Origin of the sequence: Pseudomonas sp. NDM, from assembly GCF_003105095.1 — a bacterium.
Classification (GTDB): Bacteria; Pseudomonadota; Gammaproteobacteria; order Pseudomonadales; family Pseudomonadaceae; genus Aquipseudomonas; species Aquipseudomonas moraviensis_A.
This window is the reverse complement of the sequence record NZ_QETJ01000031.1, coordinates 13,905-39,582: the sequence shown is the minus strand read 5'-3', so window position 1 is coordinate 39,582 and position 25,678 is coordinate 13,905. Positions and strand designations below refer to the sequence as shown.

The 25,678-nt window shown below is 61.9% G+C and carries 25 protein-coding genes and 1 riboswitch; of the genes, 18 read left to right on the top strand and 7 right to left on the bottom strand.

Annotated features, from left to right (window positions below; all coding sequences use genetic code 11):
- Positions 1-57: 57 nt before the first annotated feature.
- Together DCO47_RS09905 and DCO47_RS09900 are read right to left on the bottom strand one after the other, a co-directional pair.
- Complete coding sequence (locus DCO47_RS09905) at positions 58-1,371, bottom strand: sorbosone dehydrogenase family protein (RefSeq protein WP_064365428.1); 1,314 nt, start codon at positions 1,369-1,371, stop codon at positions 58-60.
- 66 nt (positions 1,372-1,437) lie between these two features.
- Positions 1,438-2,022, bottom strand: a complete 585-nt coding sequence (locus tag DCO47_RS09900; RefSeq protein ID WP_116658015.1) for a hypothetical protein — start codon at positions 2,020-2,022, stop codon at positions 1,438-1,440.
- 162 nt (positions 2,023-2,184) lie between these two features.
- A riboswitch (cobalamin riboswitch) is annotated at positions 2,185-2,414 on the top strand.
- A gap of 81 nt (positions 2,415-2,495) precedes the next feature.
- Here DCO47_RS09900 and cobO point away from each other — a divergent pair.
- The 14 genes from cobO to DCO47_RS09835 all read left to right on the top strand — a co-directional run bounded on the left by cobO (position 2,496) and on the right by DCO47_RS09835 (position 14,039).
- Entirely contained in the window at positions 2,496-3,107 is a 612-nt protein-coding gene (cobO, locus tag DCO47_RS09895) for a cob(I)yrinic acid a,c-diamide adenosyltransferase (RefSeq protein ID WP_042607605.1), read from the top strand.
- Positions 3,104-4,486, top strand: a complete 1,383-nt coding sequence (locus DCO47_RS09890) for a cobyrinate a,c-diamide synthase (RefSeq protein WP_116658014.1) — start codon at positions 3,104-3,106, stop codon at positions 4,484-4,486. The genes cobO and DCO47_RS09890 overlap by 4 nt, the downstream gene beginning before the upstream one ends.
- Positions 4,483-5,133, top strand: a complete 651-nt coding sequence (gene bluB, locus DCO47_RS09885; protein WP_116658013.1) for a 5,6-dimethylbenzimidazole synthase — start codon at positions 4,483-4,485, stop codon at positions 5,131-5,133. Before DCO47_RS09890 ends, bluB begins: the two co-directional genes overlap by 4 nt.
- A complete protein-coding gene (cbiB, locus tag DCO47_RS09880; protein WP_116658012.1) occupies positions 5,130-6,038 on the top strand; it encodes an adenosylcobinamide-phosphate synthase CbiB in 909 nt (302 codons plus the stop codon). The genes bluB and cbiB overlap by 4 nt, the downstream gene beginning before the upstream one ends.
- Positions 6,031-7,023, top strand: coding sequence for a threonine-phosphate decarboxylase CobD (gene cobD / locus DCO47_RS09875; protein WP_042607608.1), 993 nt, complete (start codon positions 6,031-6,033; stop codon positions 7,021-7,023). Before cbiB ends, cobD begins: the two co-directional genes overlap by 8 nt.
- Positions 7,020-8,471: a cobyric acid synthase gene (locus tag DCO47_RS09870; RefSeq protein ID WP_116658011.1), complete on the top strand. Its 1,452-nt coding sequence runs from the start codon at positions 7,020-7,022 to the stop codon at positions 8,469-8,471. The genes cobD and DCO47_RS09870 overlap by 4 nt, the downstream gene beginning before the upstream one ends.
- A gap of 123 nt (positions 8,472-8,594) precedes the next feature.
- Complete coding sequence (gene cobU, locus DCO47_RS09865; RefSeq protein ID WP_083353276.1) at positions 8,595-9,116, top strand: bifunctional adenosylcobinamide kinase/adenosylcobinamide-phosphate guanylyltransferase; 522 nt, start codon at positions 8,595-8,597, stop codon at positions 9,114-9,116.
- Entirely contained in the window at positions 9,113-10,168 is a 1,056-nt protein-coding gene (gene cobT / locus DCO47_RS09860; protein WP_116658010.1) for a nicotinate-nucleotide--dimethylbenzimidazole phosphoribosyltransferase, read from the top strand. The genes cobU and cobT overlap by 4 nt, the downstream gene beginning before the upstream one ends.
- Entirely contained in the window at positions 10,165-10,740 is a 576-nt protein-coding gene (cobC, locus tag DCO47_RS09855; protein ID WP_116658009.1) for an alpha-ribazole phosphatase family protein, read from the top strand. Before cobT ends, cobC begins: the two co-directional genes overlap by 4 nt.
- Before the next feature lies 1 nt (position 10,741).
- Entirely contained in the window at positions 10,742-11,464 is a 723-nt protein-coding gene (locus DCO47_RS09850; RefSeq protein ID WP_042607613.1) for an adenosylcobinamide-GDP ribazoletransferase, read from the top strand.
- Between the two features lie 175 nt (positions 11,465-11,639).
- Positions 11,640-12,044 (top strand): MarR family winged helix-turn-helix transcriptional regulator, encoded by a 405-nt coding sequence (locus tag DCO47_RS09845; RefSeq protein ID WP_064365418.1) that lies wholly within the window; start codon positions 11,640-11,642, stop codon positions 12,042-12,044.
- A 52-nt stretch (positions 12,045-12,096) separates the two neighbouring features.
- Complete coding sequence (locus DCO47_RS09840) at positions 12,097-13,305, top strand: MFS transporter (RefSeq protein ID WP_116658008.1); 1,209 nt, start codon at positions 12,097-12,099, stop codon at positions 13,303-13,305.
- Positions 13,302-13,424 carry a hypothetical protein gene (locus tag DCO47_RS27275; RefSeq protein WP_256590115.1) on the top strand — a complete coding sequence of 41 codons (123 nt, stop codon included), beginning with the start codon at positions 13,302-13,304 and terminating at the stop codon, positions 13,422-13,424. Before DCO47_RS09840 ends, DCO47_RS27275 begins: the two co-directional genes overlap by 4 nt.
- Positions 13,425-13,478: 54 nt before the next feature.
- Positions 13,479-14,039: a glutathione peroxidase gene (locus DCO47_RS09835; protein ID WP_064365416.1), complete on the top strand. Its 561-nt coding sequence runs from the start codon at positions 13,479-13,481 to the stop codon at positions 14,037-14,039.
- 117 nt (positions 14,040-14,156) lie between these two features.
- Here the strand turns inward: DCO47_RS09835 and DCO47_RS09830 are convergent, their stop codons facing one another.
- The 3 genes from DCO47_RS09830 to DCO47_RS09820 all read right to left on the bottom strand — a co-directional run bounded on the left by DCO47_RS09830 (position 14,157) and on the right by DCO47_RS09820 (position 16,554).
- The gene (locus tag DCO47_RS09830) at positions 14,157-15,428 is read right to left on the bottom strand and encodes an OmpP1/FadL family transporter (protein ID WP_042607617.1); all 1,272 of its coding nucleotides are present in this window, start codon (positions 15,426-15,428) and stop codon (positions 14,157-14,159) included.
- A gap of 146 nt (positions 15,429-15,574) precedes the next feature.
- On the bottom strand, positions 15,575-16,057 hold the full coding sequence (locus DCO47_RS09825) for a hypothetical protein (protein WP_116658007.1): 483 nt from the start codon (positions 16,055-16,057) through the stop codon (positions 15,575-15,577).
- A 272-nt stretch (positions 16,058-16,329) separates the two neighbouring features.
- On the bottom strand, positions 16,330-16,554 hold the full coding sequence (locus tag DCO47_RS09820; RefSeq protein ID WP_016773719.1) for a hypothetical protein: 225 nt from the start codon (positions 16,552-16,554) through the stop codon (positions 16,330-16,332).
- Positions 16,555-17,465: 911 nt separating this feature from the next.
- Between DCO47_RS09820 and DCO47_RS09810 the strand changes: the two genes are divergently transcribed.
- Positions 17,466-17,789: a sel1 repeat family protein gene (locus DCO47_RS09810; RefSeq protein ID WP_064365415.1), complete on the top strand. Its 324-nt coding sequence runs from the start codon at positions 17,466-17,468 to the stop codon at positions 17,787-17,789.
- Positions 17,790-17,964: 175 nt separating this feature from the next.
- Complete coding sequence (rmuC, locus tag DCO47_RS09805) at positions 17,965-19,329, top strand: DNA recombination protein RmuC (RefSeq protein ID WP_165839196.1); 1,365 nt, start codon at positions 17,965-17,967, stop codon at positions 19,327-19,329.
- Between the two features lie 438 nt (positions 19,330-19,767).
- Here the strand turns inward: rmuC and DCO47_RS09800 are convergent, their stop codons facing one another.
- Entirely contained in the window at positions 19,768-23,238 is a 3,471-nt protein-coding gene (locus tag DCO47_RS09800) for a PAS domain-containing hybrid sensor histidine kinase/response regulator (RefSeq protein ID WP_065615136.1), read from the bottom strand.
- A 167-nt stretch (positions 23,239-23,405) separates the two neighbouring features.
- Complete coding sequence (locus tag DCO47_RS09795) at positions 23,406-23,948, bottom strand: TetR/AcrR family transcriptional regulator (RefSeq protein WP_116658005.1); 543 nt, start codon at positions 23,946-23,948, stop codon at positions 23,406-23,408.
- Between the two features lie 91 nt (positions 23,949-24,039).
- On the opposite strand from DCO47_RS09795, the gene DCO47_RS09790 reads away from it, so the two are divergent.
- On the top strand, positions 24,040-25,239 hold the full coding sequence (locus DCO47_RS09790) for an MFS transporter (RefSeq protein WP_371919865.1): 1,200 nt from the start codon (positions 24,040-24,042) through the stop codon (positions 25,237-25,239).
- Between the two features lie 49 nt (positions 25,240-25,288).
- On the top strand, positions 25,289-25,600 hold the full coding sequence (locus tag DCO47_RS09785; RefSeq protein ID WP_042607622.1) for a cupin domain-containing protein: 312 nt from the start codon (positions 25,289-25,291) through the stop codon (positions 25,598-25,600).
- Positions 25,601-25,678 lie beyond the last annotated feature (78 nt).

The window sequence follows — 25,678 nt, the reverse complement described above, 5'->3', positions numbered from 1 at the left end:
ATACACCGCTATCGCGAGCAGGCTCACTCCTACAGTTGTTTCGTGTCAGGCGTCAGCTTATTTACTGGCCGAAACGCGCCACACCTTGTTGCCCACATCATCCGCCACCAGCAAACCACCTTGCTGATCGATCACCACGCCCACCGGGCGGCCGAGCGCGTTCTCGTCCTTGTCGAGGAAACCGGTCAGCACATCCACCGGTTGACCGGTCGGCTTGCCGCCAGTGAACGGCACGAAAATCACTTTGTAGCCGCTGTGCGGTTTGCGGTTCCACGAGCCATGCTGGCCAATGAACGCGCCTTCCTTGAATTGCGCCGGCAGGCTGTTGCCTTCGGCGAAGGTCAGGCCCAGCGAAGCGGTGTGCGGGCCGACGGCGTAATCCGGGGCGATGGCCTTGGCCACCAGATCGAGGTTCTGCGGTTTGACCCGCACATCGACGTGCTGGCCGTAATAGCTGAACGGCCAGCCATAGAAACCGCCGTCCTTGACCGAGGTGATGTAGTCCGGCACCAGGTCGCTGCCGATTTCGTCACGCTCGTTGACCGCCGTCCACAGCGCGCCGCTGGTGGGCTCCCAAGCGAGGCCGTTGGGGTTGCGGATGCCCGAGGCGAAGATCCGGTGATTGCCGGTTGCGCGATCGACTTCCCAGATCGCCGCGCGGCCTTCTTCCTGATCCAGACCGTTTTCGCCGACGTTACTGTTTGAGCCGACCGTGACGTACAACTTGTTGCCGTCCTTGCTCGCAATAACGTTTTTGGTCCAGTGGTGATTCAGCGTGCCACCCGGCAGGTCGACGACTTTGATCGGTTGGGTTTTGATCTCGGTGGCGCCCGGCTCGTAGTTGAAGCGCAGCAGGCGATCGGTGTCGGCCACATACAGGTCGTTGCCGACCAGCGTCATGCCAAACGGCGAGTTGAGGTTTTGCAGAAACACCGTGCGGGTTTCTGCGACGCCGTCGTGGTCGGCATCACGCAGCAGGGTGATGCGGTTCGGGCTCGGCACGCCAGCGCCGGCCTTGCCCATGACTTTCTTCATGACCCAGCCGCGAATGCCTTTGCTGTCATCGGGTTTGGGTGGCGCGTTGGTTTCCGCCACCAGCACATCGCCGTTGGGCAGCACATACAGCCAGCGCGGGTGATCGAGGCCTTCGGCAAACGCGGCGACCTGAGTGCCGGCCGCTGCGGTCGGTTTCGCACCTTCCGGCCAGCCCACCGCCGGGGCGATGTTCACTGTCGGGATCAGCGTCTTGTTCGGTTCGGGCAGTTTCGGTGACGGGCCGGTGCCATCGGAGACTTGCAGGCTGGAGGTTTCACCGCAGGCGGCGAGCCCGCCGGCGACGGCGATGATAAGAGCGAGTTGGGCCTTGCGCATTGCTGATCTTCCCTATGAATGCATTCCTAATCATAGAGGAGGGCGCAGGCCCGATGGTTCAACTGCTCAGCCGCGGGCTTCCTTGAACAGCACGGCGATGCCTGGATGATAGTTGCCCGCTTCGCTGTGCAATTTGCGATAGGCGTAAGGGAAATACCAGGCTACGGCGCAGGTGTGCTCTTTTTGCAAGTCGTCGACCATGTCCTGCAGCTCTTCGGGGCCGGCGCTGTGCTGGGCTTTTTGCGGGGCGACGAAGAGGCAGCCGAGCTTCAGGTCGCTGGCGTAGCTGATGCGCCTGGCATCCACGGTGATGTCGAGCAGCGCCTGGGTCAGGTTGAGGTTGTTGACCCGTGGCCAGCGTTGCGTGGCCTGAATGTACGCGCGGTCTTCGCTGCCGGCAATCAGCAGATCGGCGCGGGCATTGCGCTCGCCTTCTTCGCTCTGTTTACGCGTGGCCGTGTCGTTTAGCGTGACCATTTCAGCCATCCACGCCGCCGCTGAAAGCAAGCCGAGGTTGGCTTTTTCGTCGTGCCAGTACGGCGCGTCATTGTCGCCGCGCACGCTGTTGTAGCGATCGATACAGTCAAGCCAGCGTTCCAGCACCGGGCGCAGAAATTCCAGGCGCGGGTTGCTGATGATCATGCCTTGCATCGTCGTCATCCTTATTGTTGTGGTGAGATTGTCGAGAAAAGCATGGCTCTTTGATATCACTTGTCACAGTCTGGCACAAGATTGCCTCTGCACAATGGATCAGCGGCAGTTATTCGCGCGCAAAGCGCCTCTTCAATTGACGCTCCACCCCCAACCCTCTAACCTTCGCCGCTTGTTTCAGGTGCTCTGTGGCCCAGTGTCGACAGAGTGAAACAGGGAAGCCGGTGAGGGTGGTCTTCAAGCGAAGCCACGACGATCCCGGCGCTGCCCCCGCAACGGTAAATGAGTGAAAACTGCGCCTTGAGCCACTGCCTCGACAGAAGCGGGAAGGCGCGCAGTCCGGCAAATGCCACTCATGAGCCCGGAGACCGGCCTGATCCATCTCAGCGGCATCACGGTGGGCGATGCCAGGCTTTTTGCCGTCTATTCTTGTGCCTGCCCGCCGTTATCCAGCCTCAACGGAGAGCTCCCCCATGACTGATTCCCCCGAGCGCGACGAGCGCCATCTGGCGCGCATGCAGCGCAAGAAAGCCGTGATCGACGAACGCATCGCCAATTCGCCCGACGAGTGCGGCCTGGTGCTGGTGCTGACCGGCAATGGCAAAGGCAAGAGCAGTTCGGCGTTCGGCATGCTCGCCCGTGCCATGGGCCACGGCATGCAGTGCGGCGTGGTGCAGTTCATCAAGGGCCGCAACAGCACCGGCGAGGAATTGTTCTTCCGCCGCTTCCCCGAGCAGGTGCGTTTTCACGTCATGGGTGAAGGCTTCACTTGGGAAACCCAGGATCGCCAGCGCGATATCGCCGCTGCGACTGCGGCCTGGGACGTCTCCCGCGAATTGTTGCGTGATCCGTCGATCGGTCTGGTGGTGCTCGACGAGTTGAACATCGCCCTCAAGCACGGCTACCTCGACCTCGATCAGGTGCTCAGCGATTTGCAGGCGCGCCCGCCGATGCAACACGTGGTCGTCACCGGTCGCGGCGCCAAGCCGGAAATGATCGAGATGGGCGACACGGTCACCGAAATGGGCATGCTCAAGCACGCTTTCCAGGCCGGGATCAAAGCGCAGAAAGGCGTCGAACTTTGAAGCAACCACGTCACTGCCCGGCGGTGCTCATCGCCGCGCCGGCCTCCGGTCAGGGCAAGACCACCGTCACCGCCGCGCTCGCCCGTTTGCATCGCAACCAGGGGCGCAAGGTGCGCGTGTTCAAATGCGGCCCGGACTTTCTCGACCCGATGATTCTCGAGCGCGCCAGCGGTGCCCCGGTGTATCAATTGGACATGTGGATGGTCGGCGAGCAGGAAAGTCGCCGGCTGTTGTGGGAAGCCGCCGCCGAAGCTGATCTGATTCTGATCGAGGGCGTGATGGGCCTGTTCGATGGCACGCCGTCCAGTGCTGATCTGGCGCGGCACTTCGGCGTGCCGGTGCTTGGCGTGATCGACGGCACTGCCATGGCGCAGACCTTCGGCGCTTTGGCGCTGGGCCTGGCGAAGTATCAGCCGGACTTGCCCTTTGCCGGTGTGCTGGCCAACCGCGTCGGCACCTTGCGCCACGCGCAATTGCTCGAAGGCAGCCTCACCGAAGGTCTGCGCTGGTACGGCGCGTTGTCCCGCGAGACCGGTATCGAATTGCCAAGTCGTCACCTCGGCCTGGTCCAGGCCAGCGAATTGAATGATCTGGATCTGCGCCTCGATGCGGCCGCCGATGCACTGGCCAGCAGTTGCGAAGTCGCGCTGCCACCGGCCGTGGAATTCGCCGCGCCTGACGTTATCGCTGCCGAGCCTCTATTAAAGGGTGTGCGCATCGCCGTCGCCCGCGACGAAGCTTTTGCCTTCACCTACGGTGCCAGCCTCGATCTGCTGCGGGCGATGGGTGCCGAGCTGCAGTTCTTCTCGCCGATCCGCGACACGCAATTGCCCGCCGCAGACAGCCTGTATCTGCCGGGCGGTTATCCGGAGTTGCACCACGTCGCGCTGGCGCAAAACACCTCAATGCTTGCAGCCATCCGCGCGCACCATGCGGCGGGCAAACCGTTGCTCGCCGAATGCGGCGGGATGCTTTATCTGCTTGATTCGCTGACTGACGTGGAAGGCACCCGCGCTGAACTGGTCGGTTTGCTCAAGGGCGATGCGGTGATGCAGAAGCGTCTCGCGGCGCTGGCGTTGCAGGCGGTTGAATTGCCGGAAGGTTCTTTGCGTGGGCATACCTATCATCATTCGCTGACCACAACCGAGCTGACGCCGATTGCCCGTGGACTTAGCCCGAATGGCGGGCGCGGGGCCGAGGCGGTTTATCGTGAGGGGCGGATGACGGCGTCTTATGTGCACTTTTATTTTCCGTCGAATCCGGTGGCTGTCGCAGCGCTGTTTGCGCTGAACTTTGAAACCGCTATCGCGAGCAGGCTCACTCCTACAATGGATCACCTGAACCCTGTGGGAGCGAGCTTGCTCGCGAAAGGGCCATGACCGACAACATATTCTCCGAAGCCGAACGCGCTGCGGTCTACAAGGCCATCGCCGAACGCCGCGACATGCGCCACTTCACCGGCGGCACCGTTGAACCGGATCTGCTGCGTCGACTCTTGGAAGCCGCCCACCAAGCCCCAAGCGTCGGCCTGATGCAGCCCTGGCGCTTCATCCGTATCAGCGATCGCGCTCTGCGCGGGCAGATCCGCGATCTGGTGGAAGCAGAACGCATCCGCACCGCCGAAGCCCTCGGCGAGCGCAGCGATGAGTTCATGCAGCTCAAGGTCGAAGGCATCAACGATTGCGCCGAAGTGCTGGTCGCGGCACTGATGGACGATCGCGAAAAACACATCTTCGGTCGGCGCACGTTGCCGGAAATGGACATGGCCTCGTTGTCCTGCGCGATCCAGAATCTGTGGCTGGCGTCCCGTGCCGAAGGCCTGGGCATGGGCTGGGTCTCGCTGTTCGAGCCGCAGGCCCTGGCGGACTTACTCAAGTTGCCGGCCGGTGCCAAGCCGCTGGCGGTGTTGTGTCTGGGGCCGGTAAAGGAATTCTATCCAGCGCCGATGCTGGTGCTCGAAGGCTGGGCGCAGGCGCGGCCGCTGAAAGAGTTGCTTTACGAAAATTATTGGGGAGTGAGTCAATGAGTGTGGCGTTGCTGAGTGTCGCTGCGGTAGCGCTGGATGCGCTGCTCGGTGAACCGAAACGCTGGCATCCGCTGGTGGCGTTCGGCAATTTCGCCGGGCGCATAGAGCAACGCTTCAACGCCGGCGGTCGTGGCTGGCGCAGCCACGGCGTGACCGCGTGGGTCCTCGCGGTACTGCCGCTGACTCTGCTCGCCACCGCATTTTCCTGGGCGCCCTATGTGGGCTGGATTGTCGAGATTCTCGCGCTGTATTGCGCCCTGGGCATGCGCAGCCTCGGCGAGCATGTCGCGCCGGTCGCGGCGGCGTTGCGCGCTGATGATCTGGACGAGGCGCGCAAGCGCGTCGGCTATCTGGTCAGCCGCCAGACCGATGAACTCGACAGCAACGCCGTGGCCCGCGCCGCCACCGAGTCGGTACTGGAGAACGGCAGCGATGCGGTGTTCGCTGCGCTGTTCTGGTTTGTCGTCGCCGGCGCACCGGGCGTGGTCCTGTATCGCTTGAGCAATACCCTCGATGCGATGTGGGGTTATCGCAACGAACGCTTCGAGCGTTTCGGCTGGGCCGCGGCGAAAATCGACGACGTGTTGAACTACATTCCTGCGCGTCTGGTGGCATTGACCTACGCGCTACTGGGCAAAACCCGACTCGCGCTCAAGTGCTGGCGCACCCAGGCGCCGCAGTGGGATAGCCCCAACGCCGGCCCGGTGATGGCGGCAGGTGCCGGTGCGCTGGGCGTCGAACTGGGTGGCCCGGCGATTTATCACGGCGAACTGCACGAGCGCCCGCAACTGGGCGAGGGCGCCCCGGCGGACGCCGACTCCATCGACCGTGGCTGGCAATTGGTCCAGCGCGGCGTATGGTTATGGCTGCTGATGCTTTGCCTGGGGGCGGAATTTTATGCTTGAGCACGGTGGACGGCTGCGCAAGGCTGCACTCGATTACGGAATTGCCGAGGCTGACTGGCTCGACTTGTCCAGCGGCCTCGCGCCGTGGCCATTTGCGATCCCGGAGATCCCGCTGCGCGCCTGGGCCCGCCTGCCGGAAACCGACGACGGCCTGGAACAGGCAGCCTGCGATTACTACGGCGCCGCGCAGGTGTTGCCGGTCGCTGGTTCGCAAATGGCCATCCAGTTGCTGCCGCGTCTGCGCCGGGCCGGCAAGGTCGGCGTGTTGTCGCCGTGCTATGCCGAGCATGCCGAAGCGTGGCGGCGCAGCGGTTATATCGTCCGTGAAGTGCTGGAGCAGGAAGTCGAGTTCTTTCTCGACAGCCTCGACGTGCTGGTGGTGGTCAACCCGAACAATCCGACCGGCCTGAGCCTGACCCCGGCGCGCCTGCTCGACTGGCATGCGCGGCTGGCGCAACGCGGCGGCTGGCTGGTAGTCGATGAAGCATTCATGGACAACACCCCGCAACTGAGCCTGGCGCCCTATGCGCATCAGGTCGGGCTGGTGGTGTTGCGTTCGTTCGGCAAGTTTTTCGGTCTGGCCGGGGTGCGCCTCGGTTTCGTTCTGGCCGAGCGCAAGTTGCTCAAACTGCTCGCCGAACAGGTCGGGCCGTGGGCGGTGAGCGGGCCGACGCGGGTGCTCGGCACGGCGTGCCTGCAAGACACCGAGGGCCACACCCGTCAGCGGATTCGCAGTGACCAAGCGAGCGAGCGTTTGGCGGCGTTGCTGACCCGTTGTGGCTTCGCGCCGCAGGGTGGCTGCGCGCTGTTTCAGTGGCTGATCACCGAGCAGGCGGAAGCGCTGCACGAATTCCTCGCCCGGCGCGGCATCCTCCTGCGGCTCTTCACGCACAACAGCAGTGTGCGCTTCGGCCTGCCTGCCGATGCCGCGCAAGAACTGCGCCTCGAACAGGCTTTGCAAGCTTTCGCCAAGGAAAAACCATGACCACTCTGATGGTGCAAGGCACCACCTCCGACGCCGGTAAAAGCACCCTGGTGACGGCGCTGTGTCGGTGGGCCACTCGCCAGGGCGTGGCGGTGGTGCCGTTCAAGCCGCAGAACATGGCGCTCAACAGCGCGGTGACGGCTGACGGCGGCGAGATCGGCCGGGCGCAGGCGGTGCAAGCGCAAGCGGCGCATCTTCAGCCGCACACTGACATGAATCCGGTACTGCTCAAGCCCAACAGCGACACCGGCGCACAAGTGATCATTCATGGCCGCGCCGTGACGACGATGAACGCCGTTGCCTATCACGATTACAAAGCCATCGCGATGCAAGCGGTGCTCGCTTCCCACGCGCGGCTCAGCGCGACGTATCCGCTGGTGATGGTCGAAGGCGCCGGTTCGCCAGCAGAGATCAACCTGCGCGCCGGCGATATTGCCAACATGGGCTTTGCCGAAGCGGTGGATTGCCCGGTGCTGCTGATCGCCGACATCAATCGCGGTGGCGTGTTTGCGCATCTGGTCGGCACGCTGGAGTTGCTGTCGCCAAGCGAACAGGCGCGGGTCAAAGGCTTCATCATCAACCGCTTTCGCGGCGATATCGCCTTGTTGCAACCGGGCCTCGACTGGCTCGAACAGCGCACCGGTAAACCGGTGGTCGGCGTCCTGCCCTACGTGATGGACCTGCACCTTGAAGCCGAGGACGGCATCGACCAACGCCAGACCGACAAGGCCGAGCAGGTCTTGAAAGTCGTGGTGCCGGTGCTGCCGCGCATCAGCAATCACACCGACTTCGACCCGCTGCGTCTGCATCCGCAGGTCGATCTGCAATTCGTCGGCCCGGGGCAGGCGATTCCACCTGCCGATCTGATCATCCTGCCGGGCTCGAAAAGCGTGCGCAGTGATCTGGCTTATCTGCGCGCCAACGGCTGGGACGCAGCGATCAATCGGCATCTGCGCTACGGCGGCAAGGTGCTGGGGATTTGCGGCGGTCTGCAGATGCTCGGTGAGCAGGTGCACGACCCGCTCGGCCTTGAAGGTATTGCCGGCTCCAGCGCGGGTCTGGGTCTGCTGGCGTTTGAAACGCAGCTTGAAGCCGAGAAACAACTGCGCAATGTGCATGGCCGGCTGGCGCTGGAAAACGCTGAAGTCAGCGGTTATGAAATTCATGCTGGCGTGACCACCGGGCCGGCGCTGGAGAACCCGGCGGTACATTTGGGCGACGGTCGTTGCGATGGTGCGCAAAGTGCCGATGGCCAGGTGTTCGGCACCTATCTGCATGGCTTGTTCGAATCCCCCGAGGCGAGCGCGGCGTTGTTGCGCTGGGCCGGGTTGAGTGATGTGCAAGAGGTCGATTACCACGGCTTGCGCGAGCGCGATATCGAACGATTAGCGGATCTGGTGGAGAATCATCTGGATACCGATTTGTTGCGTCAGCTCTGTGGGATTTGAGTTGTCCGGGCTGGCCTCTTCGCGAGCAGGCTCGCTCCTGCATTTGAAATGCGGTCCCCTGTAGGAGTGAGCCTGCTCGCGATAGCGCCGGTCGCCTCAATACATAATTTTCAGGATGTTCCCATGCTCCAACTGATCCTCGGCGGCGCTCGCTCCGGCAAAAGTCGTCTGGCGGAAAAACTCGCCAGCGACAGCCATCTCGCCGTGACCTACATCGCCACCAGCCAGCCGCTCGACGGCGAGATGAACCAGCGCGTCGCCCATCACCGCGCGCGCCGACCCGCCGAATGGGCGTTGATCGAGGAACCGCTGGAACTGGCCCGCGTGCTGCGCGAATCCGCCGACGCCGAGCGCTGCCTGCTGGTTGATTGCCTGACCCTGTGGCTGACCAATCTGCTGATGCTCGACGACGCCGAGCGTCTCGCCGCCGAGCGTGAAGCCCTGCTTGACTGCCTGGCCGCGCTGCCGGGTGAAATCATTTTTGTCAGCAACGAGACCGGAATGGGTGTCGTGCCGCTGGGCGAATTGACTCGCCGCTACGTCGATGAAGCCGGTTGGCTGCATCAAGCTCTGGCCGAGCGCTGTCAGCGAGTAGTGCTGACCGTCGCCGGCCTGCCCCTGACTTTAAAAGGACCTGCATTATGAGCCCGACCTGGTGGCTGAACCCGTGCCAAGCCGTGAATGCCCACATCGTTGCGCAAGCGACCGAGCGCCAGCAGCAATTGACCAAACCGGCCGGTTCGCTCGGGCGTCTTGAATCGGTGGCGGTGCAACTGGCCGGTCTGCAAGGTCAGCTCAAGCCGACGCTCGATCAGATCTGGATCGCGATTTTCGCTGGCGATCATGGTGTGGTGGCGGAGGGCGTTTCGGCTTATCCGCAGGAAGTCACCGGGCAGATGCTGCTGAATTTCGTCAGCGGTGGCGCGGCGATCAGCGTGCTGGCGCGTCAGCTCGGCGCGCAACTGGAAGTGATCGATCTGGGCACAGTGAATCCGACGCTGAATCTGCCCGGCGTGCGCCATGTGAACATTGGCCCGGGCACGGCGAATTTCGTGGCGGGCGCGGCAATGACTCAGGTTCAGGGCGAACTGGCCTTGCAGGCCGGTCGCGACAGCGTGTTGCGCGCGAAAGCCGCCGGGGCGCGCTTATTCATCGGCGGCGAAATGGGCATCGGCAACACCTCGGCGGCGAGTGCGCTGGCCTGCGCCTTGCTCGACTGCCCGGTGGCGCACCTGACCGGACCCGGCACCGGGCTGAATGCCGCTGGCGTCAGCCACAAGGCGAAAGTTATCGAACGTGCGCTGGCGCTGCATGCCGCGCAGCGCGGCGATGCCTTGCAGACGCTGTTCAATCTCGGCGGTTTCGAGATTGCCGCGTTGGTCGGCGCTTATCTGGCCTGCGCGCAGGAAGGCATCGCGGTGCTGGTCGACGGTTTTATCTGCACGGTCGCGGCGCTGGTCGCGGTGCGCTTGAATCCGGCGTGTCGCGAGTGGCTGTTGTTCGGCCATCGCGGCGCCGAGCCGGGCCATCGCCATGTGCTGGAAACCCTGAGCGCCGAGCCATTGCTGGAACTCGGCCTGCGCCTGGGCGAGGGCAGCGGCGCGGCGTTGGCGGTGCCATTGTTGCGTCTGGCCTGTGACCTGCACGGGCAAATGGCGACGTTCGCCGAAGCGGCCGTGGCGGATCGCCCGGCATGAGCCTGCGCCTCGACCTGCTGCGCCACGGCGAGACGGAACTGGGTGGTGGCTTGCGCGGCAGCCTCGACGACGCACTGACCGAAAACGGCTGGGTGCAGATGCGTGCGGCGGTGGTCGAAGGCGGGCCTTGGAATCGCATTGTCAGCTCGCCATTGCAGCGTTGCGCGCGCTTCGCCGCCGAGCTCGGCGAGCAATTGAACCTGTCCGTGCATTTGGACAAGGATCTGCAGGAATTGCATTTCGGCGCATGGGAAGGGCAGAGCGCGGCGGCGTTGATGGAGACGGATGCCGAGGCGTTGGGGCTGTTCTGGGCGGATCCGTATGCATTTACGCCACCGCAGGGTGAGCCGGTCAGCGAATTTTCTGCGCGGGTGCTGGCGGCAGTCGCGCGCCTGCATGCCGCCTACGCCGGTGAACGGATTCTGCTGGTCAGCCACGGCGGCGTGATGCGCTTGTTGCTGGCCCAGGCGCGAGGTTTGCCCCGTGAACAATTGCTCAACGTCGAAGTCGGTCACGGCGCGCTGTTTGCGCTGACGGTCGAGGCTGACGGCGCGCTCAAGGAAGGTCACTAAGATGCTGGCGCTGTGGATTGCCTTGCAGTTTCTCAGCAGCCTGCCGATTCGTTTGCCGGGCATGCCCGAGCCGCAACAGCTCGGCCGTTCGCTGCTGTTTTACCCGCTGGTGGGATTGCTGTTCGGGTTGATCCTCTACGCTTCGAATCTACTGCTTGGCGGCACACCAGTGTTGCTGCATGCGGCGCTGTTGTTGACCGTGTGGGTGCTGCTCAGCGGCGCGCTGCATCTCGATGGCCTGGCCGACAGCGCTGATGCCTGGCTCGGCGGCTTCGGCGATCGCGAGCGTACGCTGACGATCATGAAAGATCCACGTAGCGGGCCGATTGCGGTGGTCACGCTGGTGTTGGTGCTGCTGCTGAAATTCGCTGCGCTGTTGGCGTTGATCGAACAAGGGCAGGGTATGGCGCTGATCATCGTTCCGGTGCTCGGGCGGGCAGCGTTGCTGGGGTTGTTTCTGACCACGCCGTATGTGCGTAAGGGTGGGTTGGGCCAAGCGCTGGCCGATCATCTGCCCCGTAAAGCGGGTGGGTGGGTGTTGGGGCTGAGTGCGCTGGGCTGCGTGTTGATCGCCGGGTTTGGTGCGGTGCTGATTTCGCTGGGAGTGTTTGTCTGGCTGCGGCGGGTGATGATGCGGCGGTTGGGCGGAACCACCGGCGATACGGCGGGGGCGATGCTGGAATTGCTGGAGATGGCGGTGTTGGTTGGCCTCGCGTTGGTCTGAAGGATTTGCGTTGATGATGCCGGCCCCTTCGCGAGCAGGCTCACTCCTACAGTTGAAATGCGTACCCCCTGTAGGAGTGAGCCTGCTCGCGATAGCGATTTTTCAAACAGCAAAAATGTTATGGCCAATACATCTGTAACTTGATTTAACACACTCGCGGGTATATACACGCATCATGCTTCCTTCTCAGTGTTTGTGCACCAACCTGCGTCGCGCCGCGCGTGGCGTCAGCAGGCATTACGACGGCGCTCTCGACGGCTTCGGGATCAACGTTGCCCAGTATTCTCTGCTGTGCAATCTGCAGCGACTGGAGCAACCGAGCATCTCCGAACTGGCCGAAGCCATGGGCCTGGATCGCAGCACCCTCGGGCGCAATTTGCGTGTGCTTGAGGGCGAGGGTCTGGTGACGCTGGCGGAGGGCGAGGACATGCGCAACCGCATCGTGCGCCTCACCGAAACCGGTGTGCAACGCCTGGCAGCGGCCTTGCCAGCGTGGGAAGCGGCGCAACAGCGGCTGATCGACCGTCTCGGTGCCGAGAAGCGCGAAACCTTGCTCAAATTGCTCGACGAGCTGGCCTGACGGCCGTTTCTTCGAGCTCAAGCGGGTATATACCCGCGACTGGAGAATAACAATGACAACAATGTGGCGTACGTGCGGTTGGGTGTTGCTGGGGAGTGCGCTGATCCTGGCGTTGTCGTTGGGCGTGCGCCACGGGTTTGGCCTGTTCCTGTCGCCGATGAGCGCGCAATTCGGCTGGGGGCGCGAGGTGTTTGCCTTCGCCATCGCCCTGCAGAACCTGATCTGGGGCCTGGCGCAACCGTTCACCGGCGCGCTGGCCGACCGCTTCGGCGCGGCGAAAGTGGTGCTGGTCGGCGGTGTGCTCTACGCGTTGGGTCTGGTGTGCATGGGCTTGTCCGATTCGCCGGTGACCCTGTCACTGAGCGCTGGTCTGTTGATCGGTATCGGTTTGTCCGGCACCTCGTTCTCGGTGATCCTCGGCGTGGTCGGTCGCGCCGTACCGGCCGACAAACGCAGCATGGGCATGGGCATTGCCAGCGCCGCCGGTTCGTTCGGCCAGTTTGCAATGTTGCCGGGCACCCTCGGGTTGATTGGCTGGCTCGGCTGGTCGGCTGCGCTGCTGGTGCTGGGCTTGCTGGTGGCGATGATCGTGCCGCTGGTGAGCATGCTCAAGGACAAGCCATTGCCGCTACTTGGCCACGAGCAATCCCTTGGCGAAGCACTGCGCGAAGCCTGCTCACATTCAGGGTTCTGGCTGCTGGCGTTCGGCTTTTTCGTCTGCGGCTTCCAGGTGGTGTTCATCGGCGTGCACTTGCCGGCGTATCTGGTCGATCAGCACCTGCCCGCGAGCGTCGGCACTACGGTGTTGGCGTTGATCGGACTGTTCAATATTTTCGGGACCTACACCGCCGGCTGGCTCGGTGGGCGCATGTCCAAACCGCGTCTGTTGACTGCGCTGTATCTGCTGCGCGCGGTGGTGATCGTGCTGTTCCTGTGGCTGCCGGTGACGACCACATCGGCCTATCTGTTCGGCATGGCCATGGGCTTTCTGTGGCTGTCGACGGTGCCGTTGACCAACGGCACGGTGGCGACCTTGTTCGGCGTGCGCAATTTGTCCATGCTCGGTGGCATCGTCTTTCTGTTCCATCAACTCGGCTCGTTTCTTGGCGGCTGGCTGGGCGGGGTGGTGTACGACCGAACCGGGAGTTATGACTTGATCTGGCAAGTGGCGATTCTCTTGAGCCTGTTGGCGGCGGCGCTTAACTGGCCGGTGCGCGAGCGTCCGGTGGCACGCCTGCAAGCCGCTGCGAGCGCGGCATGAGCCGAATCTGCACGCGCCTGGTCGTCAGCGCACTGACTGCGGCGCTGTTGGCGCTGGTGTGGTGGGGCTGGCAGCGCGGCGGTCTGGCGCTGATGCAGTTGGGCATGAGCATTTGCTAGATGGCAGCGTGGCGAGTAACGTCGAACCCTGATGACTGCCCAAGGAAGTTCGACATGTTGATGCGCTGGTGTGCTGTTCCCGCGTTGCTGATGGCGTTGACTGGCCTGGCCCAGGCCGCCGATTGTCCTGACCTGTTGCAAGGCTCGCTGCCGAAGTTGCGCGCCAAGGAATCCATCGATCTGTGCAAGCAGTACGCCGACAAGCCGCTGGTGGTGGTCAATACTGCCAGCTTCTGCGGTTTCGCTCCGCAGTTCGAAGGACTTGAAGCGCTCAACAAGCGCTACAAGGCGCAAGGGCTGGAGATGCTTGGCGTGCCGTCGAACGACTTCAAGCAAGAATCCAGGGACAGCGCGGAAACCGCCAAGGTCTGCTACGCCAACTATGGCGTGACGTTCAACATGACCGAACCGCAGAAGGTTCGCGGTGATGACGCCACGCATCTGTTCCAGGTGCTGGCGGCGCAGAGCAATGCGCCGAAGTGGAATTTCTATAAGTACGTAGTCGATCGGCAGGGCAAGGTTGTGGCGAGTTTTTCCAGTTTGACCAAACCGGATGATCCCGAATTTATTGCAGCGATCGAAAAGGCCATTGCCTCCAAACCGCTAAAGCCCTGAAGCCTTGCACTCGTCACCTCCCACCGGTTTGTTCGATGTCCAGACATGAAAAAGCCCCGCCTCTGCAAAGAGAGCGGGGCTTTTTCGTGGGCGAGGATTGCGCCTCGCCACGGTGCATCAGAAGCGGTAAGTCGCGCCGACACCGAAGCCGTTTGCCGAGTTTTCATACTTGGCATCGTAGCTCTGGCCACGCGCGTTTTCGTTGCGGATCTTGACCGACTCTTCTTTCAGGTACGAGTACGCGACGTCGATGGTCAGGTCGTCGGTCGGGCTCCAGCCGGCACCGATACTGAAGATGGTGCGGTCGCCAGTCGGGATGCGTGGCGAGCGGTCTTCGTTGTTAGTCGGCGACTGGTCAAAGGTCAGACCGGTACGCAGTACCCATTCCTTGTTCAACTGGTACGAGGTACCCACGGCGTAGGCCCAGGAGTCATGCCAGTTCTGGTCTTCGTTGATCGAACCGAACTGACCGGCCAGCAGAGGCTGCACGCCGGAGTTCTTCACGGTGATCTTGTCCAGCTGGCTCCAGCGAGTCCAGGTGGTACCGGCGTAGACGTTCCAGCGATCGTTGATCGCCTGGGTGACCGAGAAGTCTACGGATTCCGGCGTGGTGATCTTCAGCGAAGCGTCGTACTTCTGATTGGCGCCTACGCCCACGAGCGCCAGTGCGCCGTAGTTGACCTTGGTGTTGCCTTCGAGTTTGTAGTCGACCTTGGAGTGATAGGTCAGGCCCAGGCGGGTGGTGTCGGTGGCCTGGACCAGCAAGCCGACGTTGTAGCCCAGCGCGGTGTCGTCCCCCTTGATCTTGACCTTGCCGTCCGGCAGTGCCTGGGTGATCGAGAGGTTGGATTCCAGCGAGCCGTCGATGCGGTTGATCGTCGGGCCGAAACCGATCGATACCTTGTCGTTGAAGGCGTAGCTGACGGTTGGCTGGAAGGTGATTACCTGTACTTCGGACTTGCTGCCGAAGTAACGGCCGGCGAAGCCTTTTTCGTAATCTGTGATCAGGCCGAACGGCACATAGACACCCAAACCAAAGGCCCAATGGTCATCGATCGGTTTTACATAGAAGCCCATAGGTACGGCGGTGAAGGGCACCATGTCGCCTTTGTTGCTGCCGCCGTTCGGGCTGGAGCTGGCGTTGCTGATATCGGTGTGTGCATCGACAACGGCGACGCCGCCGGTGACTTGTTCGCGCTTGATGCGCGCCATGCCGGCCGGGTTGCCATAAACAGTGCTTGCGTCGTCGGCAGAAGAAGATCGCCCGGCAAAACCAGTCCCCATCCCACTGATGCTTTGTTCGTTGAGGGCAAAACCTGCCGCGAAGATCTGCGTGGAGGCAAGGGTAACGGCGAGGCTAAGGGTGGTTTTGAGCATGACTTTTTTCATTATTAGAACTCCTGGTGATCACCGGGGCGAAAATTACCAACATTTTCGTCCCAGCGCTATAGCCCGTATGCCTTGAGTTAGAGCGGTTTTGTAGGACAATCCGACCAGAATGGCGGCCTGTTGCGAGAACTTGTGGAACCGCACGGTCAGCAAGCGACCTGATTCAGCGGTGAAACACAGGTTTGCCAGGCATAGGTGAAGTCACGCAGACGACCTTGCGGTTGAAAGGTCTGGCGCCAGATGCGCGCCATGCCGAGCAGGTCGGTCGGAGAGGGGAGGGTGGGGTTCTGTTCTTCTACCAGCAGCCAGGCAATGGCAGTGGCGTAACGCAGGTTGACGGTCAGTTCCAGGTGCGGGCCGCTGAGAAATGCGTGCTGGCTGGCGAGGCCGCGCACCAGGCTGGCGCGCTCCGGATCGAGCGCCAGATAATCGTCCCATAGCGCCTGATGTCGATGCTCGGCGATCCGGTAGAGGCCGTGGCCACGGCGGTCATGCAGGGCAGACCCGAGGGCGGACTGGCTGGCGGCGATGCCCAGCAGCAGGGATTCGGCGGTTGCGCAGTGGCGTCCCAGATAGATCAATGTGGGACGGATCACATAGCGGCACAGTTCGCTGGCAGCGATACCCATAACACCCTCGTTTCCTGTTGTGGAGGGCGAGTCCTGAAGGGGGCTTTGGCAGCAGTGGATCGACTCAGGCTCGCCGCAAGCGGGTCACGCCGCTTGAGTTGAAGTGTAGTGTCATATTCAGCGTGTAAAGGCCTGTTTTTAAAATATTTCCGCCATCGCATCCCGAGCGTTAGATCGGAACATGCTTAGCAGAGCAGCGCTAACAGTGAAATATCAGGCAATAAAAAGCCCCGCTTTTCAGCAGGGCTTTGCTTTTGCAGCCTGGTCGGCTTTCAGGCAACCAGTGCCTGACGCGTACGCTCGATCACGGCCTGCAGCGGTTCGGCGCTGGAGTATTGATCGGGGTACAAACGCTCGCTGTGACGAGCGATGCCGTGTTCATTGACCACGGTGAAGCTGAAGCAGCCTTTGCGAGCGGCCATGATCAGGCAGTTCATTGGAGCAAAAGCGTTGGTTAGGGTGCGAATGGCATCCTGAGTCTGGATTTGAGTAGACATAGTTATTAGGTGTTCCTACAAATGACACGGATAAGAACCGTGCAACGTTAAAACGTTCCAGTAACGTTGATCACCATTGATCGAACGAAGAACCCGACTGGAACAAAGCAGCCAGTTTGAAGCGCTGATAAATGAGCGCGCTTGGGCTGGCAGGTAGGTACTTAGGAGGACAGGCATCACAGCGAGGGCAAAGGTTCTGGGCCCGGGGTGAAGATCCTGATCAATTTGCAGGTTGGTTCGGTCAGAGTAAGTGTTCTTCGCAACGCCCTTTGCTTTCATTCAAAGGCAGCGTCGTCGCAAGATTTACCTGGAAACCATCGAGGGGTCGGTCCCGCTTTTTTCGGATACTTCTTCCTGTTGGAAGATTGACCGTGGGAGATGTTCGACCGGAATTGACTTTCAGCTTGGTACTAACGCCGCGGATAGTAACGGATCCATCGAGACGAAGCAAACCCCGCAATGAAAAAAAGCCTGAAGGGACGTGGCTGCGCGTGACCATCCGTCGGAGCGCGGACTTTCTCGCAAAGACGCTTGGCTTCTTCCGCTGCATAAAACGACCCGAAAAAGCGCACGCATATAACCGTCTCACAGGTACTTGTGCACATTAGTTGCACAGACCGTAACGTCACTGTCACATCAATCCTGACTCCAGCCGCTGCCTGTATCAAAAGTTTAAGTCAATGAAAAATATCGCCTTTTTTTGTTGGTGAAAAAATCGTCAGTTTGACTGCGAGCCCCATTCCACAAGGCTTTGCGAGGATCACAGAGGGGTTGTCCACTGACTTATCCACAGCTTCTGTGGATTGTCCCTAGCGCTTGCTCTAGGACGGGCGTGCCGGGTTTTTTTCGACTTTACCTGTAAGAAAAAGAGAGTAAAGTGGCGCGCCTTCCGATCTGTCCCGCAGTGCTTTATGAAGTTTCGCTCAGTATCAGACTCTGTTACCTCAAACCCGAATCCTGTTACCCCGCCCAAGCGCTTCTCCGTACGCGTGGCTGAATGGTTGCTCGATGCGCCGCGCCTGAGCGATAGCCCCAGCGCCAAGCATCTCGCCGGCCGTCTGCTCAAGCAACCGGCCCGTGAAGGCGTGGTCGCCGCGCAAAGCCGTCTTGGCCAACTGATCTGCCGTGAATGCGGCAACGCGCGTGACCGGCGTATCGGTCAGGAGCTGCTGCGTCAGGCCGCCCGTGCCGGTGACCGGCGCGCGCAGCAGGAACTCGGTCTGATCGAAGACTGAGCTGTCCAAGCTCTGACACCTTGGTTAACCTTCAGGCTTTATCCGATTGGCAGGAGTCGCTATGGCTATGGACTTGACCAGCTTATTGCTTGGTCTGGCAGCAGCAGGGTTGCCGCTGCTGGCGCTGGCCTGGCAACTGCAGCGCCGGGCCAGCGGCGCCCAGGCCGATCTGGCCTTGCTCGAAGAGCGCCTGGCCATGGCGCAAATGGCTCAGGACGGCCTCAACGCGCAGCTTGAAGCCAGCCGCGATGAGATCGCCGACCTTGGCCAGGCCAACGCCGCCAAACAGGCAGACCTCGCCGCGCTGCGCCGCGAAGTCGAGTTGTTGCAGATCGAGCGCGACGACGCCCGCGATGCGTCCCATGCCTGGAACCTCGAACGCGCCAACAAGGACGCCGAATTGCGCCGTCTCGACGCCCAGGCCGCCTCGTTGAGTGCCGAGTTGCGCGAGCAACAGGAAAGCCATCAACAACGCCTCGACGACCTGCAAGGCTCGCGGGATGAATTGCGTGCGCAATTCGCCGAGCTGGCCGGCAAGATCTTCGATGAGCGTGAACAGCGCTTTGCCGAGACCAGCCAGCAACGCCTCGGCCAGTTGCTCGACCCGTTGAAAGAGCGCATCCAGTCCTTCGAAAAACGCGTGGAAGAGAGCTATCAGGCCGAAGCCCGCGAGCGTTTCTCGCTGGCCAAGGAACTGGAGCGTTTGCAGGCGTTGAATCTGCGTCTGAGCGACGAAGCGACCAACCTGACCCGCGCCCTCAAGGGCCAGAAAACCCAGGGCAATTGGGGCGAGCTGATTCTCGAGCGCGTTCTGGAACACGCAGGTCTGGAAAAGGGCCGCGAGTACCAGACCCAGGTCAATCTCAAAGGCCCGGACGGCGAGCGCTTCCAGCCCGATGTGATCATTTACCTGCCCGGTGACAAGCAAGTCGTGGTCGACTCGAAAGTCAGTCTCACGGCCTATCAACAATATGTGGCGGCCGACGATGACACGTTGGGGCAGATCGCGATCAAGCAGCACGTGCTGTCGCTGCGCAATCACGTCAAAGGCCTGGCCGGCAAGGACTACAAGCGCCTGGAAGGCTTGCACAGCCTCGATTTCGTTTTGCTGTTCGTGCCGATCGAAGCGGCGTTTTCCGCTGCGTTACAGGCTGAGCCTTCGCTGTTTCAGGAAGCCTTTGACCGCAATATCGTGATTGTCAGCCCGACCACGCTGTTGGCTACGCTGCGGGTGATCGACAGTCTGTGGAAGCAGGAACGCCAGAGCCAGAACGCCCGGGAAATCGCCGAGCGCGCGGGGTGGCTGTATGACAAGTTCGTGTTGTTTATTCAGGATCTGGATGAAGTCGGCAATCGTCTGCAGCAACTGGACAAGGCCTACAGCTCGGCGCGTAACAAGCTGACAGAAGGGCGCGGCAATCTGGTCAGTCGCAGTGAGCAGTTGAAGTTGCTCGGTGCGCGGGCGAGCAAGAGTTTGCCGGCGGATTTGCTGGAGCGGGCGATGACTGATGTTGATGGGTTGGTTGAGTTGCCTGAGTAGGCGTCGTTTTTTTGGCTGATTGTGAGTACATATCCGTTGCTGCGGTGATGGCGGCTGGCGGTTTCGCCCTTACGGCGAGGCACTTTTTCCAGACGCCCGGAATGCCGGCCCAGAAAAAAGTACCCAAAAAGGCTTGCTCCTGCGTTCGGCCCTCGCAGGCTCGGGTTCCTTCGCTCCGGGACTGATCCGGGCGCAGCGGCTCCGGTTTGCTTCGCTGCACCTACACTCGCTGTATTTGGCTGCGCCAAACGGTCGCTGCGCTCCCACTCCCGGATCAATCCCTCTGCTCAGCCTTCCGACGTCGCCCGTCGATCAAGATCAAAAGCACTCGAGCTAACGCTCATTGTGTAGGAGCCGCCGAAGGCTGCGATCTGTGCTTTTGACTTTGCTTTTCTGTGGGAGCGAGCCTGCTCGCGAAGGCGTCGGCGAAATCACCGGCTACAGCGGCAGATAACGACTCAACAGGGCCCGCAACGCCGCGGGCTTCACCGGTTTGGCCAGATAATCCAGTCCCGCCGCGTGCACCTGCGCCACCGTCTCCGGGCGCCCATCCGCGCTGATTACTACGCCGGGCACCGGTTCACCCAGACGCGTACGCAACCAGGCCATCAACTCCGTGCCGGTGTCGCCGTGATCGAGGTGATAGTCGACCAGGGCGAGTTGCGGCCGTACGCCCTCATTCAATATCGCGGCGCATTCGTCGCGATTGCGTGCCGTCCACACCTGGCAGCCCCAGCGGCTGAGCAGGCTGTTCATGCCAATCAAAATGCTGTCTTCGTTATCGATGCACAGCACCTGCGCGCCGCTAAGCAATTTACCGTTCAGTTCCACGGCTGCGTTCGCGGGAGGCGTTTGTGTGCGCGCCAGCGGCACCGTCACGCTGAATACGCTGCCACGGCCCGGCCACGAACGAACGCGCAAGGTATGCCCGAGCACCCGGCACAAGCCGTCGGCGATTGCCAGACCCAGGCCCAGGCCTTTCTCCGCGCGGGTCTGGTGGCTGTCGAGGCGCTTGAATTCTTCGAAGATCACCTGCTGCTTGTCTTCCGGAATGCCCGGCCCGCGATCCCAGACCTCCAGACACAGCTCGCCGTCACGCCGGCGCACGCCCAGCAGCACCGGGCCCTTGGCGTAGCGGAAAGCGTTGGTGAGGAAGTTCTGCAGAATCCGCCGCAGCAGCTTGATGTCGCTGTCGATGCGCAATTGACTGCCGCGCACCCGGAACGTCAGCTTCTGCTCCTGGGCAAGCGCTTTGAATTCCGCACCGAGGGTGTCGAACAGTTCATTGACCGCGAAGGGCTTGCGATCCGGGTTGATCTTGCCGTTTTCCAGACGCGAGATATCCAGCAGATCGCTGATCAGGTCTTCGGCTGAACGCAGCGAGCTGTCGAGGTGTTGCACCAGTTGTTGCGCCTCGGCGCTCAAGCCTTCGTTTTGATGGGAGAGGGCGGCGGAGAACAGCCGTGCGGCGTTCAGCGGCTGCATCAAGTCATGGCTGACGGCGGCAAGAAAGCGGGTTTTCGACTGGTTCGCCGCCTCGGCGGTGCCCTTGGCTTCGGTGAGTGCGACGTTGAGTTGCGAGAGTTCCTGGGTGCGCTCGCTGACCCGTTGTTCGAGACCTTCGTTGGCCTCGGTGAGCGCCTGTTCGGCCTCGCGGAACGCGGTAATGTCGGTGAAACTCATGACGAAACCGCCGCCGGGCATCGGGTTGCCGATCAGCTCGATCACCCGGCCATTGGGGAACAGCCGTTCGGAGGTGTGCGCGCGGCCCTGGCGCATCCAGTGCAAGCGGCGCGCAACGTGCACTTCGGCCTCGCCGGGGCCGCATAGGCCACGTTCGGCGTTGTAGCGAATGATGTCGGCAATCGGCCGGCCAACGCTGATCAAACCGTCGGGGTAGTTGAACAGTTCCAGATAACGCCGGTTCCACGCCACCAGTTTCAGCGATTGGTCGACCACGCTGATGCCTTGCGTGATGTTCTCGATCGCGCCTTGCAGCAGCGCACGGTTGAACTGCAGCACCTCCGAGGCTTCGTCGGCGATGCGGACTACGTCCTCCAGCTGCATTTCCCGACCTTCGATGGCGGCTTTTACGACGGCGCGCGTTGAAGAGGCGCCGAGGACACCGGCGAGCAAGCGTTCGGTGTGAGCAATCCATTCGCTGTCGGCGTTCTGGTTGGGGTTGAAGCCCTTGCCCTGGCGGTAGGCGAAACGAATGAAGCTCTGTCGCGCCCGTTCTTCGCCGACAAAACGCGCCGCCAATTGCAGCAGATCGTCGATCTGCACCGCCAGCATCGAGCGACCATTGGGCCGCGCGCTGATTTCCTGGCCGATGAAACGCCCGGCCTGCCAGTGCTCCGAAACCCGCGTGCGCGACAGCACCGAGACCCAGGCAAACAGGGTGAAGTTACCCGCCAGCGACAGCACCACGCCTTGGGTCAGCGGCGTGATCGGCAGGTTCAGCGGATTGCTGTGCAGCCACGCCAAGCCGGGGAAGCTCGCCAGCGACCAGCCGAGACTGTGCGCGGCAATCGGCAGCACCAGCGTGTAGAACCACAGGAAAGTGCCGGTGGCGAGACCGGCAAACACGCCACGGCGGTTGGCCTGTTTCCAGTACAACGCGCCGAGCATCGCTGGCGCCAGTTGCGTTACCGCCGCGAAGGCGATCTGGCCGATGGTCGCCAGGCTCGCGGTCGAGCCGAGCAAGCGATAGCTGACGTAGGCCAGCAGCAGAATCACCACGATGCTGACCCGGCGCACCGAGAGCATCCACTGGCGGAACACTTCGAACGGGCGCTCGGCGTTGTTGCGGCGCAACAGCCACGGCAACAGCATGTCGTTGGAGACCATGGTCGACAGCGCGACGCTGGCGACAATCACCATGCCGGTCGCTGCCGAGGCGCCGCCGATGAATGCCAGCATGGCCAGCGCCGGATGCGCCTGGGCCAGCGGCAGGCTGATCACGAAGGAGTCGGGCAGCACGTGGCTGGGCAGCAGCATCTGACCGGCGAGAGCGATAGGGACTACGAACAGTGCGGCCAACGCCAGATAGGCGGGGAACACCCATTTCGCCAGCCGCAGATCCTGCGGGTCGATGTTCTCCACCACGGTGACGTGAAATTGCCGGGGCAGGCAGATGATCGCCATCATCGCCACCCCGGTCTGCACCACCATCGACGGCCAGTTGATGGTTTCCTTCCAATAGGCTTCAAGGCGCGGGGCGAGCATCGCCTGATTGAACAGGTCGTCGAAACCGTCATACAGGCCGTAAGTAACGAAAGCGCCGACGGCGAGAAAAGCGAACAGCTTGACCAGCGATTCGAAAGCGATCGCCAGCACCATGCCACGGTGGTGTTCGGTGGCATCAAGGTTGCGCGTGCCGAAGACGATAGTGAACAACGCCAGCACCAGCGACACGATCAGCGCCGTGTCCTGAGCGCGGGTGCCCATGGCATCGGCGCCGGCGCCGATCAGCAGGTTCACGCCGAGGACGATGCCTTTGAGTTGCAGGGCGATATAGGGCAAGACGCCGACCAGGCAGATCAGCGCCACGACCACCGCCAGCGATTGCGATTTGCCGTAGCGCGCGGCGATGAAGTCGGCGATGGAGGTGATGTTCTCCTGTTTGCTGATCATCACCATTTTCTGCAGGACCCACGGGGCGCCTACCAGCAGCAGAATCGGCCCGAGGTAGATCGGCAGGAACGACCACAGTTGTTCCGCCGCCTGTCCCACCGCGCCGAAGAACGTCCAACTGGTGCAGTAAACTGCCAGCGACAGGCTGTACACCCAGGCACGCACCCGCGGCGGCAACGGCGTGCTGCGACGGTCGCCGTAGAAGGCGATGGCGAACATGATGGCCATGTAGGCCAGGGCAACGACGGCGATCAGCCCGGTGGACAACGACATGCAGCACTCCCGACAAAAGACTCCCCGGCACTCCTGCCCGGGCGAACAGTCTCGCACGGGCGCGGCGGTTAGTCAGTGTCGACCAAGGTCGTGGCGCGGCGGGGTGTCGCAGGCGGGGTACCGGGTGGTTTTTATGGTAACCGGGCGGGCCTCTTCGCGAGCAGGCGTCAGTCCAGACGCAGCGCGATATCAATCAGGCGATGAAGCTCCTCCACCTCCAGCGCCGCCGCCGAAAACAGAATCCGGAACACCACCGGCGCTACCACCAGATTGATCAAGCGATCCACGCTCGGCGCCTTCTCATGCGGATAGCGATCGACAATGGTCTGCAACTGCGCACCAATGATTGCCACGCAATAGCCCGGCGTAGCGCTCGCCTGCACGTCACGCATCATGTTGCGCCCGACCTCCGAACTCATCTCGTCGAGATACTGCTCGGCCCACGCGCGGATATCGCCGCGCAGACTTCCAGTGTCCGCCGGTTCGCTGTCCGGGCGCATGCGGGCGAGGGCGACGTCCGCCAGCAACGCCGCCAGATCACCCCAGCGCCGATAGATCGTCGACGGCGTAACCCCCGCGCGGGCGGCGATTTGCGGGACGGTCACGGTGGAACGTTCCTGCTCATGCAGCAGCGCATTGACAGCCGAATGGATCGACTCTTGCACCCGGGCACTGCGGCCACCGGGGCGTAAACCTTCTTTAATAGCCATGGTTCAGACCTTAACACAAAGAATTTGCTTTAAGCGCGAGGCGGTAGCACACTGCGTAAAAGCAAAAAGTTAGCTTTTGCGGAGTGTCCCTATGACCAGCCCTTTGAACAACGTTGCTTCCCATCGATCCAGCCTGTGGTTTCTGGCGATCACCTTACTCAGTTTTCTCGCCGCTTCCACCGCGCCGACGCCGTTGTATCACCTGTATCAGGACCAATTGCATTTCTCGTCAGCGATGCTGACGCTGATCTTCGCCGTTTACGCCTTGAGTCTGTTGGCGGCGTTGCTGACGGTCGGTTCGCTTTCCGACCATTTGGGCCGCAAACCGGTGATCTTCAGCGCGGTTCTGCTCAATGCCCTGGCGATGCTGCTGTTCATTTACGCCGACAGCGTCGCCTGGTTGATCGGCGCGCGGGTGCTGCAGGGTTTCGCCACCGGCATGGCCACCGCCGTTTTGAGCGCAACATTGCTCGACACCGATCGCCAGCAGGGGCCGTTGATCAACAGCGTCGCGCCGTTACTCGGAATGGCTTTGGGCGGTTTGGGCTGTGGCTTGCTCGCAGAATTCGCACCCGCGCCGTTGCAGCTGACCTACTGGTTGCTGCTGGCGTTGTTCGTGTTGCAGGGCGTGTATGTCTGGCGCTTGCCGGAAAGTGTTTCGCGACAGAGCGGGGCGTGGGCGTCGTTGCGGCCGACCTTGCATGTGCCGGTGCAGGCGCGTTCAACATTGTGGCGAGTGTTGCCATTGAATACTGCAACCTGGGCGCTCGGAGGTTTTTATGCCTCGCTGGCACCGTCATTGGTACGCACGGCCACCGGCTCGACCTCCAACCTGATCGGCGGAGCGACGGTGGCGGCATTGACCGTGACGGGCGCGTTGATGATCTTCACCATGCGCAACCGCCCGGCTGCTCAAGCGCTGCTGCTGGGCGCGAGCTTGCTGCCGGTCGGGCTGATACTGATTTTGCTTGGGGTACACGGCGCCAGTCTGTCGCTGTTTTTCTTTGGCACGGTGGTCGCCGGTTGTGGTTTTGGCTCGGGTTTTCTGGGTGCGGTGCGCACTCTGGTGCCGCTGGCCTTGCCCCACGAGCGAGCCGGGTTGATGTCTGCGTATTACGTGCTCAGTTATCTGGCGTTCTGTCTGCCGGCGCTGTTGGCCGGGCATCTGGCGCGCAGCTTCGGATTGCTGGCGACCACCGACGGTTACGGCGTTGTGCTGATCGTGCTGGCCGTGGCTGCACTGCTGCTCAGTCTGCGGCCCCAGGCGGGCAAAATTTGCCGCGCTCCTTGAGCGCCGCGGTTTCGGTTAGCCTTGGCGAACTTCTCTCACGGATCGACTCATGAAGATTATCCGCAGCAAATCGTTTACCGCCGAACGCGCCTGGGGTGCCTTGGACATCGCCAACATGAACGGCATCACTACACGCCTGCACTGGACCGATCAGCCGTACAAATGGCACGTCAACGACGGAGAAGAAGTGTTCGTAGTGCTCGATGGTCGGGTGCGGATGCACTACCGCGAAGGCGGCGAGGAGCGGCAGGTTGTGTTGGACACAGGCGATATTTTCTATGCCTCGGTCGGCACCGAGCATGTCGCTCATCCGCAAGGCGAGGCGCGGATTCTGGTAATCGAATCGGAGGGTAGCGTTTAGCTGTTTATCTGCAAAACAGATAACAGTTAGAGATATTACCCGTTATATCGATATTCGATTCGGATCTACCATGAGCTC